General features: G+C 42.6%; 14 protein-coding genes. 2 read left to right on the forward strand and 12 right to left on the reverse strand.

Translation table 11 applies throughout. The features are described from left to right. Positions 1 to 21: 21 nt before the first annotated feature. The 10 genes from GRQ40_RS09535 to GRQ40_RS09580 all read right to left on the reverse strand — a co-directional run bounded on the left by GRQ40_RS09535 (position 22) and on the right by GRQ40_RS09580 (position 11,080). On the reverse strand, positions 22 to 984 hold the full coding sequence (locus GRQ40_RS09535; RefSeq protein WP_159719855.1) for an MBL fold metallo-hydrolase: 963 nt from the start codon (positions 982 to 984) through the stop codon (positions 22 to 24). 158 nt (positions 985 to 1,142) lie between these two features. Then, positions 1,143 to 1,694 (reverse strand): 6-phospho-3-hexuloisomerase, encoded by a 552-nt coding sequence (gene hxlB, locus GRQ40_RS09540; protein WP_066149016.1) that lies wholly within the window; start codon positions 1,692 to 1,694, stop codon positions 1,143 to 1,145. Next, positions 1,691 to 2,329 (reverse strand): 3-hexulose-6-phosphate synthase, encoded by a 639-nt coding sequence (gene hxlA, locus GRQ40_RS09545; RefSeq protein WP_066149017.1) that lies wholly within the window; start codon positions 2,327 to 2,329, stop codon positions 1,691 to 1,693. The genes hxlB and hxlA overlap by 4 nt, the downstream gene beginning before the upstream one ends. A gap of 63 nt (positions 2,330 to 2,392) precedes the next feature. Then, positions 2,393 to 3,406: a LacI family DNA-binding transcriptional regulator gene (locus GRQ40_RS09550; RefSeq protein WP_159719856.1), complete on the reverse strand. Its 1,014-nt coding sequence runs from the start codon at positions 3,404 to 3,406 to the stop codon at positions 2,393 to 2,395. A gap of 193 nt (positions 3,407 to 3,599) precedes the next feature. Continuing rightward, positions 3,600 to 4,898 carry an MFS transporter gene (locus tag GRQ40_RS09555; RefSeq protein WP_044741615.1) on the reverse strand — a complete coding sequence of 433 codons (1,299 nt, stop codon included), beginning with the start codon at positions 4,896 to 4,898 and terminating at the stop codon, positions 3,600 to 3,602. Continuing rightward, positions 4,883 to 5,848 (reverse strand): sugar kinase, encoded by a 966-nt coding sequence (locus GRQ40_RS09560; RefSeq protein WP_159719857.1) that lies wholly within the window; start codon positions 5,846 to 5,848, stop codon positions 4,883 to 4,885. Before GRQ40_RS09560 ends, GRQ40_RS09555 begins: the two co-directional genes overlap by 16 nt. 749 nt (positions 5,849 to 6,597) lie before the next feature. Next, a complete protein-coding gene (glnA, locus tag GRQ40_RS09565; RefSeq protein ID WP_159719858.1) occupies positions 6,598 to 7,962 on the reverse strand; it encodes a type I glutamate--ammonia ligase in 1,365 nt (454 codons plus the stop codon). Positions 7,963 to 8,504: 542 nt separating this feature from the next. Next, entirely contained in the window at positions 8,505 to 9,389 is an 885-nt protein-coding gene (locus GRQ40_RS09570; RefSeq protein ID WP_066149023.1) for a sulfite exporter TauE/SafE family protein, read from the reverse strand. A 665-nt stretch (positions 9,390 to 10,054) separates the two neighbouring features. Next, positions 10,055 to 10,453 (reverse strand): gamma-glutamylcyclotransferase family protein, encoded by a 399-nt coding sequence (locus tag GRQ40_RS09575; RefSeq protein ID WP_159719859.1) that lies wholly within the window; start codon positions 10,451 to 10,453, stop codon positions 10,055 to 10,057. A 69-nt stretch (positions 10,454 to 10,522) separates the two neighbouring features. Beyond that, the gene (locus tag GRQ40_RS09580) at positions 10,523 to 11,080 is read right to left on the reverse strand and encodes a thioredoxin family protein (RefSeq protein WP_066149025.1); all 558 of its coding nucleotides are present in this window, start codon (positions 11,078 to 11,080) and stop codon (positions 10,523 to 10,525) included. Between the two features lie 314 nt (positions 11,081 to 11,394). On the opposite strand from GRQ40_RS09580, the gene GRQ40_RS09585 reads away from it, so the two are divergent. After that, complete coding sequence (locus GRQ40_RS09585) at positions 11,395 to 12,012, forward strand: hypothetical protein (RefSeq protein ID WP_066149026.1); 618 nt, start codon at positions 11,395 to 11,397, stop codon at positions 12,010 to 12,012. A gap of 487 nt (positions 12,013 to 12,499) precedes the next feature. Beyond that, on the forward strand, positions 12,500 to 13,135 hold the full coding sequence (locus GRQ40_RS09590; RefSeq protein ID WP_159719860.1) for an MOSC domain-containing protein: 636 nt from the start codon (positions 12,500 to 12,502) through the stop codon (positions 13,133 to 13,135). A gap of 34 nt (positions 13,136 to 13,169) precedes the next feature. On the opposite strand, the gene GRQ40_RS09595 is transcribed toward GRQ40_RS09590, so the two are convergent. Together GRQ40_RS09595 and GRQ40_RS09600 are read right to left on the reverse strand one after the other, a co-directional pair. After that, a complete protein-coding gene (locus GRQ40_RS09595) occupies positions 13,170 to 14,942 on the reverse strand; it encodes an ABC transporter ATP-binding protein (protein ID WP_236546451.1) in 1,773 nt (590 codons plus the stop codon). A gap of 1 nt (position 14,943) precedes the next feature. Then, positions 14,944 to 16,683 carry an ABC transporter ATP-binding protein gene (locus GRQ40_RS09600; protein WP_159719862.1) on the reverse strand — a complete coding sequence of 580 codons (1,740 nt, stop codon included), beginning with the start codon at positions 16,681 to 16,683 and terminating at the stop codon, positions 14,944 to 14,946. Positions 16,684 to 17,037 lie beyond the last annotated feature (354 nt).

Consider the following 17,037-nt stretch of genomic DNA (forward strand, 5'->3'; position numbering starts at 1 on the left):
CGGCGCATCAAGCAGCCGCTTTTATTGACCCAATCGTTTTTGCAAATAATCAATAATTCCCATCGCACAAACACTAGCATCCAGCTCCAGCACAGAGTGTACATGAGCCTGCCGCGGCACATGATGTTCGGATAAAAGCGGCTGTACAAGCCCCAACAGACCTTGAGTCACCGCCTTCGCTTTTTCTTCAAAATCACGGGTGGACTGTTTCTCCATCACGTGTTCTCCTATTTCAATAAATTTTGGCAGCCAATAGCGCAGCTGCTCAAATACAGCCTTCGGATTTTTAGACATGCCAAAATGACCAAAATAAACATAATCGAGTTCTAAGGCTTCGAGCCGTTCTGCCGAGGCAAGCATCGCATGGGGATCAAACTGGTTTGGTGAAGTGGAAGGCAAATACAACTCCAGTCCGTATTCCAGCAGCTGGTGGTAAAATACCCCTAACGTATCCCCTGTAAAAATTCCCTTGCTCCGAGAATCATAGATGGAAAAATGGTGGTTCGCATGTCCAGGAGTGTTGAAAAACGTTAAAGTGCGATGCTCGCTCAGCTGAAGTGTGTCCCCGTCTTCTTTTACTACAATGCGCTCTTCCGGAATCGGGATGATCGGCTCAAACAATTCGGCAAATTTTTCTCCATACACCGCTCTTGCCCCTTGAATTAATCGCGTAGGATCGGCCAAATGGCGCTTTCCTTTCGGATGAACGATAATGTTTGCATGGGGGCATTTTTCTAGCAACAGTCCCGCACCGCCAGCATGATCCAAATGAATATGCGTCACAATAATATTGCGCACATCAGCGGTATGCAATCCTAAAGCTTCTAGACCTTTTAATAAATGCGGAATCGATGGGCTGGCGCTCGTTTCGATAATCGTCAGCTCTTCTTCATGAAGCACATATGTACCGGTACGCTCAGCCCAGCCGACATCGAATACATCAATTAGCGAAATTCCATTTCCTAAATCCATGATCGTCTGCATACATTCATCTCCCATTCCCTATTGAAGCTTTCTAAATATTTTATCAAAATAAGTGAAGAATCTCTATAAAAAGATATAAAACGGCATTCAATGGCACATTCATCATTCTCTGATCAAGAAATCCCCACCTCTAAGCGAATCAGAGGTGGGGGGAGTGTTCAATCTAGATTGCTATGCTGGCTAAAGGCTTGTTTGTGTTCAACCTGTTTCACTTCTGCATATTGCAGGCAAATGGCATCTAAAATAATATGGATGCACTGGTCAAATAGAGAGCTTAACGGCTGTATGCTTGCTTTTTCATGATCGCGGCGATATTTAGTCGCTGCAGGAACATAAACTATGCAGGAAGCCTTTTGAGCAAGCGGGGAGGCTACATCAGTCGTAAAAGCCATCACTGGACAGCCAAGCTGCCTCGCTTTTTCCGCCATCCAAACGGTACTTTTAGTTACACCTGAACCAGACACTGCGATTAATACATCTCCATTCTGTATCGACGGCGTGATCGTCTCCCCAACTACATAAACATCGGCGCCAAGATGCATAAGGCGCATCGCAAACGCTTTGGCCATCAATCCAGAACGTCCTTCTCCTGCCACAAAAACTCGTGTCGCAGAGGAAAGAATCGTTACCACCCGTTCCATGCTAGTCGTTTGAAAATCACAAAGCACCTGTTCGATCTCTTTCATGATTAATTGAAGGGGATCGTTCATCCATGACTCCTCCTTGCAAAAATCGCTTGTTTCAGTGTTTGGGCCGCCTTCTGTTTATTCTCTGCCTTTGTGATGGCAGAACCGATAATCACGACATAGGGCTGCAGCTGCTTCACCATATCAAGAGAATCAAGGGAAATTCCTCCAGCAATCGCCCATGTCCGTCCTTGCATCTCCTCCAAAAACATAGGGAACCGTGCTGCGTTGAAACCAAAAAGCTCTTGTTCATCCTTGCTTACATGAAGGCAAAAAATCGCTTCCTTATATTCTAGCAATGACGGCAGAAGCGTTTCATGGACATTCAATAAATCAATCATGACTCTTTTCTTTCTCTTTTTTGCTTCATCCAAGCATGTCTTCACGGTAATATTCGGCGCGACTCCCATCGCTGTCATTATGTCAGCTCCCGCTTCAAAGCACATCTGGCATTCATATGCCGCGTTATCCATTGTTTTCATATCCGCCACAAGCAGTTTATTTGGAAATTCTTTTTTCAGCCTTTCAATACTTTGAACACCGTATTCTTTAATTAAAGAGGTGCCAACTTCAATCCAATCAATTTCATGATACACCTCCTCTGTTACATGAATCGCTTCATCCATCGTCATTCGATCAAGCGCAAGCTGAATGTACATCCTCCTTCTCCTTTCCCCATCAAGGCGGCTTTTTCTCCCAGACAATATATGCCAAGTTGTATCCTATATAAGCGCTCTGCTAGAAGATTCACGAATCATCAATGTACACGGGAAAGTGTATAAGTTTGAATCGGGTAATTCCTCGTGATGATGAATTTGCTGCAGCAACAACTCGGCCGCTTTTTTCCCCATCGCATATGCCGGTTGAGCAATCGTGGTCATTGTCGGTTCAGAAAAACTAGCAAAAGGAATATTGTCAAATACAACGACGGCCACATTATTTGGAACGCGAAGACCGTTTTCTTTTAAAAATTTCATGACTTCAAAAAAGGATAAATCATTCCCCGCTACTAATGCAGTTGGTTTGTCCGGCAATGCAAATAAACGGCTTAATTCGGAAATCATTCGCTGGATTTCTGTTGAAATCATATATTCTTGTTTGATGGGAATGCGATAGTCGTTTAGCGCCTGCTTATAACCGTTCATTCTCTCAATGCGCGGATAAATCGTTAGCGGTGGCGTAATTATGGCAATGTCTCGATGCCCCTTTTCAATCAAATGGGCCACCGCCTGATAGGTTGCCTCCTTATTATTCACAACAATGGTACGGATATTGACTTCTGAAATCTTGCGGTCTACAAATACGACTGGATAACGTTCCTGCTCCATTTGTTTGTACAACTCAAGATTGCCGCCAGTCGGAAAAAGGATTAACCCATCCACTTGTCTTGCTCGCAGCATCTCAATATATTTCCGTTCTTTAACCGGATCGTCGTCTGCATTACAAACAATGGCATGCATATCATGCTCATGACAAAAATCTTCGATGGCTCTGCTAATTTCCGTCGAAAAGCTATGCATAATATTAGCAACAATAATTCCGATCATGGCTGTCCGTTTTTGCTTTAAACTTCTGGCAATATAATTCGGATGATAGCCAAGCCGTTCAATGGCCTCACGAATCTTTTCTTTTGTCTCTTCTCCCATATGCTCATATCGTTTATTTAAAAATTGCGATACCGTGCTTTTTGATACCCCTGCCGCTTTGGCTACATCTGCCATTGTTATTCTTTTCATAACCCCTCTTCCTTTTTATAAACTTCGGTAAATTTCGATTATTTCCATTTTAACAAGAATAAACTGGCCTATCCAGCACATGGGAAGAAAAGCAAATTCTCTTTTCCTCGCTAGCCTTTCAACCGTCTATTTCTGGTTATTGTGCCGTCATCGTGCAAATATGCAATTTTTATCGTATAATAATGATAGGCTTTCATTTGTGTGCTTGATGGACCTCCCATTGCTCAGGCACACGTTTCTTTTTTAGGGATTGTTGTCCTTTCACCGCCATCATCGTGAAGATCGCGGCGAAGAACAAAGATCCTGCCATAAAAATATACGAGGCTCCAAATCCTCCCGTGGCCCCATTCAAATAGCCGACAATATAAGAGCCGACGAACGATCCGAGCGCTCCCATACTATTGATTAAGGCCATCGCTCCTCCAGCAACATTGCGAGGCAAGATTTCAGGAATAATCGCAAAAAACGGTCCGTACGGGGCATACATGGCTGCTCCTGCTACTACCAGTAAAAAAAAGGAGATCCAAAAGTGGCTTGTGCCAATCATATAGGAAGCATAAAAGGTAATCGCTCCAACAAGTAGAAACGGCCATACAAATATGGTTCGATTTAACAGTTTGTCAGAGTAGTAGGAAGCGGCGAACATGAAAATAATCGCCAACACATAAGGAACAGATGATAACCAGCCCGTTTTGACAATATCCATATTAGGCGCGGCATGGATAATAGATGGAAGCCACATGACAAATCCGTATACCCCAATGCTCCAAAGCGCATATTGCAAACTCAATAATATGACCGTTTTTGAACGGAATGCCTGACTGTAATTTTTTACAGGCGTTAATTCTTGCTGTTCGCGCTCCAATTGAGCTTGCAGCTGCTGTTTTTCTTCATCCGTCAACCATTTGGCCTCTTTTGGTTCATCATTGACAAGCTTCCACCAAATAAAAGCCCATATGATGGCCGGGACGCCTTCAGCAATAAACATCCAGCGCCAGCCTACTGCTTCAATTAAATACCCTGATAAGATAGACATCCATAGCACTGTTGCAGGATTCCCTAAAATCAAAAAGGTGTTTGCTCGCGAACGCTCCTCCTTCGTAAACCAGTGGCTTAAAAATACAAGCATGGAAGGCATGACAGCGCTTTCTACCACTCCTAATAAAAAGCGAATGATCATAAGCCACTGGATATTACTGACGATGCCAGTGGCACTCGCAAGTCCTCCCCAAAGAATGAGCGACCAAAAAATCAGCTTTTTCGCGCTTTTATTTTCGGCATAATGGGCACCGGGAACCTGAAAGAAAAAATAACCAAGAAAAAATAGCGAGCCGAGCAGTGAAGATGTCGCTGCGGAAATATGCAAATCCTCGGCCAATCCTCCCGCCGCGCCAAATCCATAGTTGGCACGATCCAAATAAGCTAGACTGTACGTAATAAAAACAATCGGAATTAAACGATACCAGCGCGATTTCGCTATTGTACGCTGCATGCCGCATCCTCCCCATGATATTTTTGCATGAAGCTGTCTAACTCTTTTCGATTAGGATAGCCGTCGCTGTCACCTATTGATTGAACAGCTAAAGCTCCGATCGCGTTTCCTCGCATCACCGCTTGGAAAACGGGCATTCCTTCTAAAATCCCGCTGATAAGTCCTACAGCAAAACCATCTCCGGCCCCAACAGTATCTACTACTTTCGATACTCGATATCCCGGAACATATCCCTCCTCATCGCAAGATTTATAAAACGCCCCTTTGCTTCCTAATTTTATAACAACCAGCTTCACTCCTCTTTTTAAATAAAAATCAGCGATATCGCTCGGCTTTGTATAGCCCGTTAGCAATTTTCCCTCTTCGATTCCCGGAAGAACGTAATCACTTTTAAAAGCATATTCATTAACCACTCGAATCATCTCGCCTTTTGTTGTCCATAATGCAGGTCTTAGATTAGGATCGAACGATATCGTTTTTCCTTCTTTTCTCATAAATGATTGCGCGTGCTTGGCAAATTCTCGCATGGAGCTGGAAAGGGCTAAAGGAATCCCTGTCATATGCAGATGTTTAGCGGAACGGAAATAGGCTTCGTCAAAATCAGCCACGCTTAAATGACTGGCGGCTGAATGTTTTCGAAAATATTGTACTTCTGGATCTCCCTCACTTACTTTTGCTTTTAGCTGAAAGCCTGTCGCAAAAGAAGCAGAGATGTGGACCTGCTCAATGTTCACCTGTTCCTGACGTAGCTGCTCGAGAATATAGTTCCCAAACACATCATTTCCGACTTTGCTGACCCACCCGCTTTTTAGTCCTAATCGAGCAAACCCGATGGCCGTATTGACCTCCGCCCCGGCAAGCGCTCGCTGAAAGCGGCTCACCTGCTGAAGCGATCCAGGCTCCTCCGCAACAAACATCACCATCGCTTCTCCAAACGTGACAACATCCATCCTCTCTCCCCTTTCTCATCCTCTTGATTCTGCGATTTTCGTATTTTTGTTAAAGATCCGTCCAAGCCATATAAAGGCAGCTTGAAAATCGAAGAAAAGATCGCTGAAAAATCGATGATCAGTCAGAGACAAATCTTATAAGTTTGCTTTCATCATGCAGACATGTGATAAGAGTCCAAATACTGCTGTTGTTTGAACGCGGGCCATTGAATTCCATATCCATCCCTTATATTTATAGCTCGTGTGTTATCATGAAAGAGAGCCACCCCCCCGAAAAAATTGAAACTTTTCTCGCTTTCAAACGTCTCCTCTTCGTTTAAGGCTTGTAAATCGGTTTTGTAAATCGGTTTACAAGAATTATAACATTTACGTAAGCGTTTTCTCAAGTAATTTTTAAAATTTTTAGACTTTTTATGAAAGACAAGCTAAGATTTCAGCCATTTCCCTGCTCTCTCTTATTCCTTTTTAAAAATAAAAAAGCAGGCAAAAATCGCCTGCTTTTCTCCATAATTTATGCACCCGTGAACTACCCACTATCTACACTTCGCTTAGAGGAGGGCTTCATGTTCGCTGAACGATAAGCCCCACACAAGGACCCTTTACGCTTCCCTTCGTTCTAAAGGGGTCCGTTTGAACGATAAAGTATCCTATCCGTTGGCCATCGCCAACCGAAATTCATTCTCCCCCCTACTCACTGGGCTATCGCCCTTCACGTTCCTTAAAGATGGGAGACTTCTTTTGGAAATTTATTAAAACTTTCCTTGATATTGTTCAAGTTCCCATGCATGCACAGCTGTGCGGTAGCTATTCCATTCCTCATTTTTCATGGCTACATATTCATCAAATACGTGATTACCTAGCGTTTGGCGTCCAATCGTACCATTTACAAATTCAGACACAGCGTCTCCTAAGCTTGCTGGAAGATTTTCAATACCAAGCTCTTCCCGACGCTCTTCTGTCATATGGAAAATGTCCTCATCAATCGGAGCTGGCGCTTTCAGCGCTTTTTCAATACCATCAAGTCCAGCTGCCGCAATCACAGCAAACGCTAAATAAGGGTTGGCCGCTGGATCTGGACAGCGAAGCTCTACACGTGTCGCTACACCGCGTTTAGCCGGGATCCGGATAAGCGCCGAACGGTTGGATGCTGACCACGCAATATAGCATGGTGCCTCATATCCCGGAACAAGACGTTTATAGGAATTGACAAGTGGGTTTGTGACCGCTGCAAAACTTTTCACATTTTTTAATAAACCAGCGATAAATTGATATGCTGTTTCTGAAAGCTGATTTTCATCACTCGGGTCAAAGAATGCATTTTCTCCATCTTTAAATAATGACATATTGACGTGCATTCCTGATCCGTTAATGCCGAAGACAGGCTTTGGCATGAAAGTAGCATGCAATCCATATTTGCTTGCAATCGTTTTCACTACCCATTTATAAGTTGTAGCATTGTCAGCAGAGCCTAATGCATCCGCGTATTTAAAGTTAATTTCATGCTGTCCTTCGGCCACCTCATGATGTGAGGCTTCGATTTTGAAGCCCATCGCTTTTAATGCTCGATAAATCTCAAGACGAACGCGTTCCCCAAGATCTTTTGGCGATGGTTCAAAATAACCGCCATTATCTTGTGTTTGTGTCGTTGGATTTCCGTGTTCATCCGTTTTGAATAAGAAAAATTCTAATTCCGGACCGACAGAAATCGTATACCCTTGCTGCGCCGCACGTTCGACTGTTTTCTTTAATACGTTACGAGGATCTCCTTCAAATCGCGTTGCATCTGGGTTCATTACAGAGCAAAGAAAACGTGCCTCCGAATATCCCTCTTCTACCGTCCAAGGCAAAACAGCAAATGTGTTAAGATCTGGAAGAAGATACAAATCTGATTTGTTTATAGGCGAAAATCCTTTAATGGAGGAGCCGTCAAACATGATTTTTCCATTGACCACATCATCCAATTGCTCAACCGTAACCGTCACATGCTTTAAAATTCCTTCAATATCTACAAATTGCAAATGTAAAAGCTCTACATGTTTTTGTTGAATCGTCTCTTTAATTTGTTCAAGAACTGCCGTATCATTGTTCACTTGCGAAACTAATACCTTATACATGTTACATAACCTCACATTCGTGCGTATAGTTTTCTAACATGATTTTATTATATTGAAACATTCCCGTTTTGACAATCACTTTTTTTATAAATCTTTCTGTATTTTTATAATTTTTTAAGAAAGCGTTTTCTTGATCAGCTGTTTTTATATGCTTGAAAGATTGTAGCCAAGTGCAATAACCTTTCATTTTTTTGTATATTCATTCATTCTTCCTATTATAAAAGCCAACCTTTTGAGTAAAAGGTTGGCTTTGAAGATAAACAGAAGATCTCCTTTTTTCGACGATCAGATGTCTCGGTCACACCCAAGCATGACCGAGAATCAAACAATCAACCGTTTTCAGACACATCACTTGGTCTGAAAGACGACTGTTGCAGGGAGTTCCTTGTCCGCTCATATGCGGGGAAATATTGACACATTCCATTGGATTAAGATCGTTACATTGAGTGACGCCGCTAAAATGGGAAGGCACTCCCTTCGATATACATAGGCTTTCCCCAAACAAAGGGATGAATTTATCTCCAACATTTATCCATCACAGGCTACGAAGCCAAATGATCCGATATTAGTCTCTTTTTATGATTGCGGATGGCCCACCAAACCGAAAACACCCAGCCGGCAATAATGATGCTATAAACTACCATATACAAATTTTCCGCTACATTCCAAGAGTGAAGCAATGTGCGTGCATTCGTTAACACAATTAATCCTCCGACAAGCACGCCAAGCAAATGGGAAGGCATGATTCTAACAATCCAAGCAGCAATCGGTGCTGCGATAATTCCTCCTAGCATGAGCGTACCGACCCAAAACCAGTTCACTTCCTCCCATCCTAAAGAAATGAAAAATCCAAGCGTAGCAGACACGGCTACCGCAAACTCTGATGTATCAACAGTTCCCACGACTTTGCGGGCTTCTACTCCTTTTTTCGCTAAAAGGACAGGTGTTGCGATCGGACCCCATCCTCCGCCGCCGGTTGCGTCAAAAAAACCAGCTAACAGTCCGAGCGGAACCAGCTGTTTATTTGACATCTTTTGTACTCGTTCCGTTTCTTGAGACGACTGAAGAAATAAAAAGCGATAGATAATATAAAGTCCAAGAATTAATAAAAAAGTAGAAATGTACGGTTTAATTAAATCTCCAGGCAGATTACTTAAAAAGCAGGCGCCAACAAATGCACCAATCGATCCCGGAATAATCAGTTTTAACACCATATCGCGGTCTACGTTTCCAAATTTTAAATGAGAAGCTCCAGAAGCGGCAGTTGTCACCACCTCAGCTAAATGTACAGATGCCGAAGCAACAGCCGGCGCAATTCCAAAAGCAAGAAGCAGTGTTGTCGAAGTCACCCCATAAGCCATCCCAAGTGAGCCATCAATCAGTTGGGCGATAAACCCAACAATGATAAATACAATCAGCTTTTTCATGATCTTCAACCTCCCCCTAATCTTTGCAAAATCATTTATTTCATGTGTCGATGTCTATCTTTTGCTCAGAAAAGCGTTCTTAAGTTTTCCTGCATCCCTCCCTTTGATAGACAAAAAAAGACACTTTATTGTCGGATATGCATTCCCCAACCATAAAGTGCCTTCAGTTTGTCTGATCAGCATTTACCTATTTGAATTTTTTCATTATTTAATACATTAATACCAAGTATTCCTACTTGTCAAGTGTGTTTTATCATTCATTTTTTATCTTCTCCATACGATTTCGTCTTCCGCTTCATTCGATATGCTCGCTTAATCACTTGCATCTAATGAAATACACCTTAAAGATGGAGCGGCCACCTTTTGAGGAGTGGACAGATCAGGGGACAATCTATGGATTGGCTTTCACCACACATTTGCACGACAAAAAACGAACAACCAGCCATTTTCAGATGATTTTAGTTATCAGGAAGCGGAGTTGTTCGATCACCTTACTGTTGAAATCAGTTATAGTCTAAACAACTGTTGATACATCCAGTTGTATCTATATCGTTTATACGGCACTGCTCCTACGTTTTCCACATTATTCTTAAATGGATGGCCTCGTTTCATGAGCTTACGAATGTTTTAATCACCCGTTGATGTAGCAAGAGCCACTTTTCCCTTTACGCATTCCTCTTTTTTGGACGATGTTGGCGCCATGAACCCGATTCAATCAAAGGAAGGTGGAGGGCCTTGTCAGGATGGTAGACATACACATATCCCTCTATCTCCTGAGTACAGTCTCTAATCCATACGCGCTCGTATTCGTTATCATTTCTTCCTTCCTCGTAATCCTCCAGCTCATCCATCCTTCGAATTCCATCTATCGTTATAGTCAGCCATTCACCAACTACTTCCCCCTCCTGATCCAGTACAAGGGCCGGATATGATCCGACATCATACAATTTTCCCTTTACTTTTCCAGGCTTCACGTTTTGCAAATAAGGAGCCGCAATTTCATGATTCACTTCACCTGTTAATAACGTTCCGTATACAAACACTCGAGACGTTTGTTCCGTCATTCCTCTCTCCCTGCCTTATTATCAAAGTAAACGGCTAAAATAAAAAAGAGCTGGCCGCTCGAGCCAGCTTTACTCCTTCCATTTTATGCTGCAGCCGATGCTTGGCTTTTGCTGTTCAGACACGGGCTGATTAGCTAGGAGGGCATCCAAGGCCGCCCGAATAGAAGCACCGGTAACAGGAATGCCATTATTCGGTCTTGAGTCATCCAATTGGCCGCGATACACACATTTTAGTTCTTTATCAAAAATATAAAAATCTGGCGTGCATGCCGCTTGATATGCTTTCGCTACCTCTTGCGTTTCATCAAACAAGTAAGGGAACGGATATCCTAACTCTTCAGCGACTTTTTTCATATTTTCCGGAGAATCATCCGGATATTTCTCGGCGTCATTCGAGTTGATGGCAACAAACGACACCCCTTTTGGCTGATAATCGTGAGCGAGACGGATCAATTCATGCTGCACATGCTTAACAAACGGGCAATGGTTGCAAATAAACATGATGACAGTCGCCACATCAGATTTCACATCCTCCAACCGCACGATCTTGCCATCAATCGCATTGACAAGAGCAAAAGACGGCGCTTGCTTTCCTAATGGAAACATTGCTGATTCAACCGCAGGCATATTTCCACATCCTCTCTGCAATGTCGTATTTTTCTTCGATTATAACAGACTTCTTTTTTCCTTACAAATCCTGTGCCTATAAAAACATCCACAGTTGGAAGAACCATGTGATTTGCCTTTCGGCCATACGGATGCGAAACAAAAAAGGAACACACCCCTTTCAGACCCATTCCCGATTCTGTGCAGCAACATTGTCCCCCCTATAAACAGCACCAACAAATGCTAACATGTCAAGCGAAATCTCTATAAACGCATAAACAAGCACATGCATATACTATGGATGCACTTCATTTTTATTAGAAAGGAGGAGAAGCATGTCGTTTATTTATTTGCATAAAAAAGCCACGCCGCCTGCTGATCCAAGCAGCTCTGCTACCTTTCCTGTTTTTCATCATCGGCGTCCTCAAACCGAAGAGTTGTTGAATGAACAGCAGCAATTTCATGAGCATTTGTCCGCTTCCATGGAGCAGCTTCAGCACTCTTTTTCCTTGCAACAGCAACAGTATGAACATTTATATGCCCAATGGCAAGAAATGAGCGAAAACGATCAAACCGTAAAGAAAGCGATTCTTGATTCCCTTTCTGTTCAGGAAAACACAATGAAAAGACTGGCTCAACAAATCGCCTTTCAAGACGAGCTGTATCAAGGATTGAGCGCACGCTTGGAGGGACAAGAAAAGCTATATCAAAAGTTAGCAGAAAAGCTGGAGCTTCAAGGTGTGTTTCATGACACGGTCATCAAACGATTAGAAGCCCAAGAAGCATCGCAATATAAAATAATGAGACAGCTCGATACTATCAAAGAGATTATTTTTGAGCGATGCACACATATCGTGGAAACCATTAAGCAGACGATTTCATCCATATTCACGAGAAATTCTCAACAGCCAAGCCAAACCGAGACCTCCGAAAAAGAGCTCATGCACATGTGATCCTTTGCATTCAGCAAAGGATCTTTTTTCATAGAAAAACACCATGCGTTTGTCATCAAAACAAGTAGACTTTCTATCAGCAAACAAGCATAATAGAAAATGCAGAAAACTGAAACAAACGCGGTTAAACATAGAAGTTGTTGATATACATACAGAACAAAGAACGGAGCAGATACAAAATATTTCCAATTGAGAAAGGTAGCGATTCACGCGCTCACGCGACAGAAGAATAGCGAGTTGCTTTACAAATTGGTTTGTTGATCGGAAAGCAGTGCCGTCCAGACAAAACTCAAAAGATAGCACGAACTCTACCGAAAGGCACAAACAATGAACAAGACTCCGTTTCATCTATCCTGAAAAAATTCCTTTCGTCAGCGCAAGTAAAGAAAGCCATTTCAACAAAAGGGGTTTTCGCCCTTCCGATGATGATCTCATTTTTTGTCATGGACGTCTATATCATAGCTTGACAGACAAGGAGGAAAAAATGATGCACATTGTTTCAATTAATATCGGGATGCCGCAAACGGTGACAATTGACGAAAAGCCTCTGACTACCGGAATTTATAAACAGCCAGTGAATGGGCCCATCACTGTCACAAAAACCCATTGCATTGGCGATGGACAAGCGGATCTTATTCACCATGGGGGGCCAGATAAAGCGATTTGTGCTTATGCGTCTGAACATTTTTCGTTTTGGGAGCAAGTCTATCATCGCTCATTCACCCCAGGTGCATTTGGGGAAAATTTGACTCTCTTTGGATTGACGGAAAACCAAGTCTGCATCGGCGATGTGTATGAGGTCGGTACAGCGGTCATCCAAGTTTCACAGCCGCGTCAGCCGTGTTTTAAATTAGCTAAACGCCACGGGTTAAAGGATCTGCCGCTCAAAGTTCAAGAAACCGGCTACACAGGCTTTTATTTTCGCGTGCTTCAAGAAGGTTCCATACAGAAAGGTGATCCTCTCACATTAATCGATCGGAGCCCGCTTGCTCTCTCTATTCATGATGTGAATACTATTTATTATATTGATAAAAGGAATGTAGCGGCTATGAAAACCATTGTTGCCGAGCCTGCCTTATCGGAAGATTGGCGCCAATCATTCATCAAACGAATGGAGAGGTGATAAAAGTCTTGCGCGGATATGCCGTGCAAGACTTTTATATGGCGTCCTTTTTAAATTGTCGATAATACAGCTCACTGTAAAATCCTTTTTCCTTCAGAAGGGAATCATGCGTTCCTTGTTCCACCACGGTTCCTTCACGCAAAACAAGAATGCGATCAGCTTGTTGAATCGTATTGAGCCGATGGGCGATAACAAAGCAGGTTCGCTTCTCCATCAAACGCTCAAGCGCCTCTTGAATCATCAGTTCCGTCATTGTGTCAATATTGCTTGTCGCTTCATCCAAAATTAAAATAGACGGTTTCGCGATCATTGCCCTAGCAATTGCCAGCAATTGCTTTTGTCCTTGACTAATACCGCTGCCGTCCGGCTGTAAAACGGTATCATAGCCTTTTGGCAATTTTGTAATAAACGAATGCGCATTCGCCCACTTAGCCGCTTCCACCACTTCTTCATCTGTTGCCTCCAGTCTGCCATAACGAATATTCTCGCGAATCGTTCCTTGAAACAAAAAAGGGTCTTGCAATACAAACGCCATCTGGCTGCGAAGACTGGACCGTTTCACTCGCCGAGTATCTATCCCATCAATCAAAATTTGTCCATGATCCGGATCATAAAATCGCATAAGAAGCTGAATAATCGTGGTTTTTCCGACACCCGTCGGTCCAACAAGCGCTACCGTCTCGCCTTCTGTTACTGAAAAATTGACATTTTGAATCGCTTTTCGTTTTTGATCATATGAAAAAGACACATTGCGAAATTCAACATTTCCGCGCACAGCAGGCAAATCAATCGCTTCTGCTTCATCATCCTCTTCCTTGTCTTGGTCAATAATTTCAAACACCCGCTCAGCACCAGCCAATGCAGATAGAAATGTATTCCATTGATTGGCAAGATCATTGAGCGGACGTGTAAATTGTCTGGCATATTCTGAAAAAATCACAATCGTTCCGATTGAAATCATTCCTTTAAATGCGAAAATTCCTCCGACACCCGCAATTAAGGCAAAACTCATATTATTTAGCACGTTCATAAGTTTGGGAATAAAACCTGAATAGGTTTGCGCCCAAAATCCCGATTGCTTGAGCTGTTCACTTTTTTCTAAAAACTGAGCAATCATCTTTTTTTCTTGGGAAAATAACTTAACGACTTTTTGTCCAGAAATCACTTCTTCAATAAATCCGTTCAACTCTCCTAAATTTCTCTGCTGCTCTTTAAACCTCTTTTGTGTTCGATTCGTAATCCATTTCATAGATCCATACATAATCGGCACAATCAACAGCGTTACCGCTGTCAAGAGAGGACTTAACAGGAGCATCACCACCACCGCTCCGATAAGCGTAAGAGTACTTGAAATCACTTGGATAACCGTACTGTTGAACGTTTGGCTCATATTGTCAATATCGTTCGTCAATCGGCTCATTAGCTCCCCCGATTGCCTTTGATTGAAAAAAGAGATAGGAAGCTGATGAAATTGTCCAAATAATTCAGTGCGAATTGCGTAAATCGTCTTTTGCGCAATCCCAATCATCCAGTAGCTTTGTAAAAAGCTTGATAACGACAAAGCGAGATAAATAAGCAAAAGAGCAACAACAACCATCCAAAAGCCATCTGTACGCTTGGCGATAATATATGTATCGACAGCTCTCCCCACGATATATGGGCCAAGAAGACTGAGACCAGAGCTAATCATCACCATTACGATGACAACTGCTAGGCGTCCCTTTTGATGCTCAAGAAAGCCCCATATGCGCCGCAGCGTTTGAGCATTTTCTTTCACGCTCCGTTTATTTTCTTTGACTCCCATCATTCTATGTGGTGCTCTTAACATCGCTAATTCCCTTCTTTCCAAGCTGTGATTCAACAAGCTTAGAGTATAACCCATTCGTTCGTAACAAATATTCATGCGTTCCATGCGCCAGCAATTTTCCGTCTTTAAGCAAGATAATCGTATCTGCCTCCATGGCGGTTGATATTTTTTGAGTGACAATGAGAGTTGTGCATGAATAGGATTTTAATGCCTGTAACAACTGAGCTTCTGTTTGAACATCCAATGCGCTTGTACTGTCATCTAACAAAAGAATTTTGGGATGGCGTACAAGTGCTCGAGCGATAGAAATACGCTGTTTTTGTCCTCCCGACAGAGTCACCCCTTTTTGTCCGACCATTGTATCATACCCTTCGGGAAAACTCATAATAGTATCATGAATTTGGGCGTTTTTCGCGGCTTGTATCATCTCTTCTTCTGTCACATTGTCCATTCCAAAGCAAATGTTATCGCGAATCGTTCCCGAAAATAACAAAATATCCTGCGGTACAAAGCCGATAGCTGTGCGCAAGCGTTCTTGTCTTATTTGCCGAATGTCGATTCCGTCCATTTTAATGGTTCCGTCCGTAGCATCATATAGCCGAGGAATCAGCTGAAGCAACGAAGACTTGCCAGAACCAGTCTCTCCCAAAATCGCTACCGTTTCATGTGCACCGATAGAAAACGAAATGTCGCGCAATACATCGACATCGGTTTCCGGATATCGAAACGAAACGTTCTCGAATTGAATGCTTCCTGTTTCAACAGGCTGTTCGTCTCGTTTGTCCTTATCGAGCATATCAACCGGCGCTGTCAGTATATTGGCAATACGCTGCCCTGATGCCTTGGCACGAGAAAACGCTGTCGTTACAAAAGTAAAGATCGATAAAGCAGCCGTCATACGTGTCGTGTAATTAATCACCGCTACGACTTCCCCTGCTGTTGCACTGCCTGTATGAATTTCCACTCGTCCGATGAGTAAAATGATAACGATTGCCACATTCATCACCAACAGCAAAACAGGAGTAATGGTTTCTATAAGTCGCAAAACGGTCATGGTCCGCGTCATAAGCGCTTGATTCGTTTCGGTAAATCTTGTTTTCTCATAAAGGCTGCGCCCCCATGCCTTAATCAGTCTTATACCGGCGATATTTTCGCTCATAATGCTGTTGACGCGGTCCAATATGTGCTGCACCTTTGTAAAAAATTGAGCGGCTTTGTTCATCATAAAAAGTAAAAAAGCGAGCGACGCCGGTACGACAATGAGCAAAATAAGAGCAAGCTTCACATGGACAAACAGCGCCATGACTACACCAAAAATAATCAAGAGTGGCGCCCTAAGCATCACTCGCAAGCTCATAAATACCATATTTTGCATTTGAGATACATCATTCGTCATCCTCGTAATTAAAGAAGCCGTTGGAAATTGGGAAAAATGAAATAACGAAAACGACTGAACCTTTTGAAAGAGCGCATTTCGCAACGCAAATCCGTACTGTTGTCCAACGTAAGCGGCAGCAAACGAATTGGCAATACCAGACAGAAAAGCAAGAAGAGAGGTCGCAACCATCACAGCGCCCCATTTCCAAATGACATGCAAGTCATTTTTCATCACTCCATTATCAATAATTTTTTCCATTAATAACGGATGCCACAGTTCCACAAACAATTCAATCAACATGAGCATCCAGGCTATTATCATCCATTTTCTGTATGATTTTAAATAGGATAATACATAGCGCATTGTTTTTCCCCACCCTTCGTTGTGTCTTTTATTTTAACTTGCATGGTGGAGGTTTTACAATTTTTTTGATACATCGGTGTGCCAACCGACTGACTATCCATTCAAGAGTAAGCATTTCACCACTTATCCCCCCAAACTAAAAAACTTCCAGATCCGCGACCTCTTTATAAAAAATATATATAAGACGAATCTCAGACATGGAGGAAAAATTCCTATGACATAAAAAAATGGTTTCTCTTCGTGATGGGAGTGAATGTGAAATTCTGAAGGTCGCCACAACTAGTCTTATAAATAGGTTTTCAATTTGTTGTTCGGCGCTCGGTCGCGCTTTGACGTGTACGAGGTCAATCAATA

Source organism: Anoxybacillus sp. PDR2 (genome assembly GCF_009834045.1).
GTDB lineage: Bacteria > Bacillota > Bacilli > Bacillales > Anoxybacillaceae > Anoxybacteroides > Anoxybacteroides rupiense.

Bases quoted from the DNA above. Each gene is read 5' to 3' on its own strand.
- glnA (WP_159719858.1), bottom strand. From the start codon at position 7,962: ATGTATAAGGTATTAGTTTCGCAAGTGAACAATGATACGGCAGTTCTT.
- GRQ40_RS09585 (WP_066149026.1), top strand. From the start codon at position 11,395: ATGTCGTTTATTTATTTGCATAAAAAAGCCACGCCGCCTGCTGATCCA.
- GRQ40_RS09575 (WP_159719859.1), bottom strand. From the start codon at position 10,453: ATGACGGAACAAACGTCTCGAGTGTTTGTATACGGAACGTTATTAACA.
- GRQ40_RS09550 (WP_159719856.1), bottom strand. From the start codon at position 3,406: ATGAAAAGAATAACAATGGCAGATGTAGCCAAAGCGGCAGGGGTATCA.
- GRQ40_RS09570 (WP_066149023.1), bottom strand. From the start codon at position 9,389: ATGAAAAAGCTGATTGTATTTATCATTGTTGGGTTTATCGCCCAACTG.
- GRQ40_RS09595 (WP_236546451.1), bottom strand. From the start codon at position 14,942: ATGATGGGAGTCAAAGAAAATAAACGGAGCGTGAAAGAAAATGCTCAA.
- GRQ40_RS09560 (WP_159719857.1), bottom strand. From the start codon at position 5,848: ATGGATGTTGTCACGTTTGGAGAAGCGATGGTGATGTTTGTTGCGGAG.
- hxlB (WP_066149016.1), bottom strand. From the start codon at position 1,694: ATGAACGATCCCCTTCAATTAATCATGAAAGAGATCGAACAGGTGCTT.
- GRQ40_RS09600 (WP_159719862.1), bottom strand. From the start codon at position 16,683: ATGCGCTATGTATTATCCTATTTAAAATCATACAGAAAATGGATGATA.
- GRQ40_RS09590 (WP_159719860.1), top strand. From the start codon at position 12,500: ATGCACATTGTTTCAATTAATATCGGGATGCCGCAAACGGTGACAATT.
- GRQ40_RS09555 (WP_044741615.1), bottom strand. From the start codon at position 4,898: ATGCAGCGTACAATAGCGAAATCGCGCTGGTATCGTTTAATTCCGATT.
- GRQ40_RS09580 (WP_066149025.1), bottom strand. From the start codon at position 11,080: ATGCCTGCGGTTGAATCAGCAATGTTTCCATTAGGAAAGCAAGCGCCG.
- GRQ40_RS09535 (WP_159719855.1), bottom strand. From the start codon at position 984: ATGCAGACGATCATGGATTTAGGAAATGGAATTTCGCTAATTGATGTA.
- hxlA (WP_066149017.1), bottom strand. From the start codon at position 2,329: ATGTACATTCAGCTTGCGCTTGATCGAATGACGATGGATGAAGCGATT.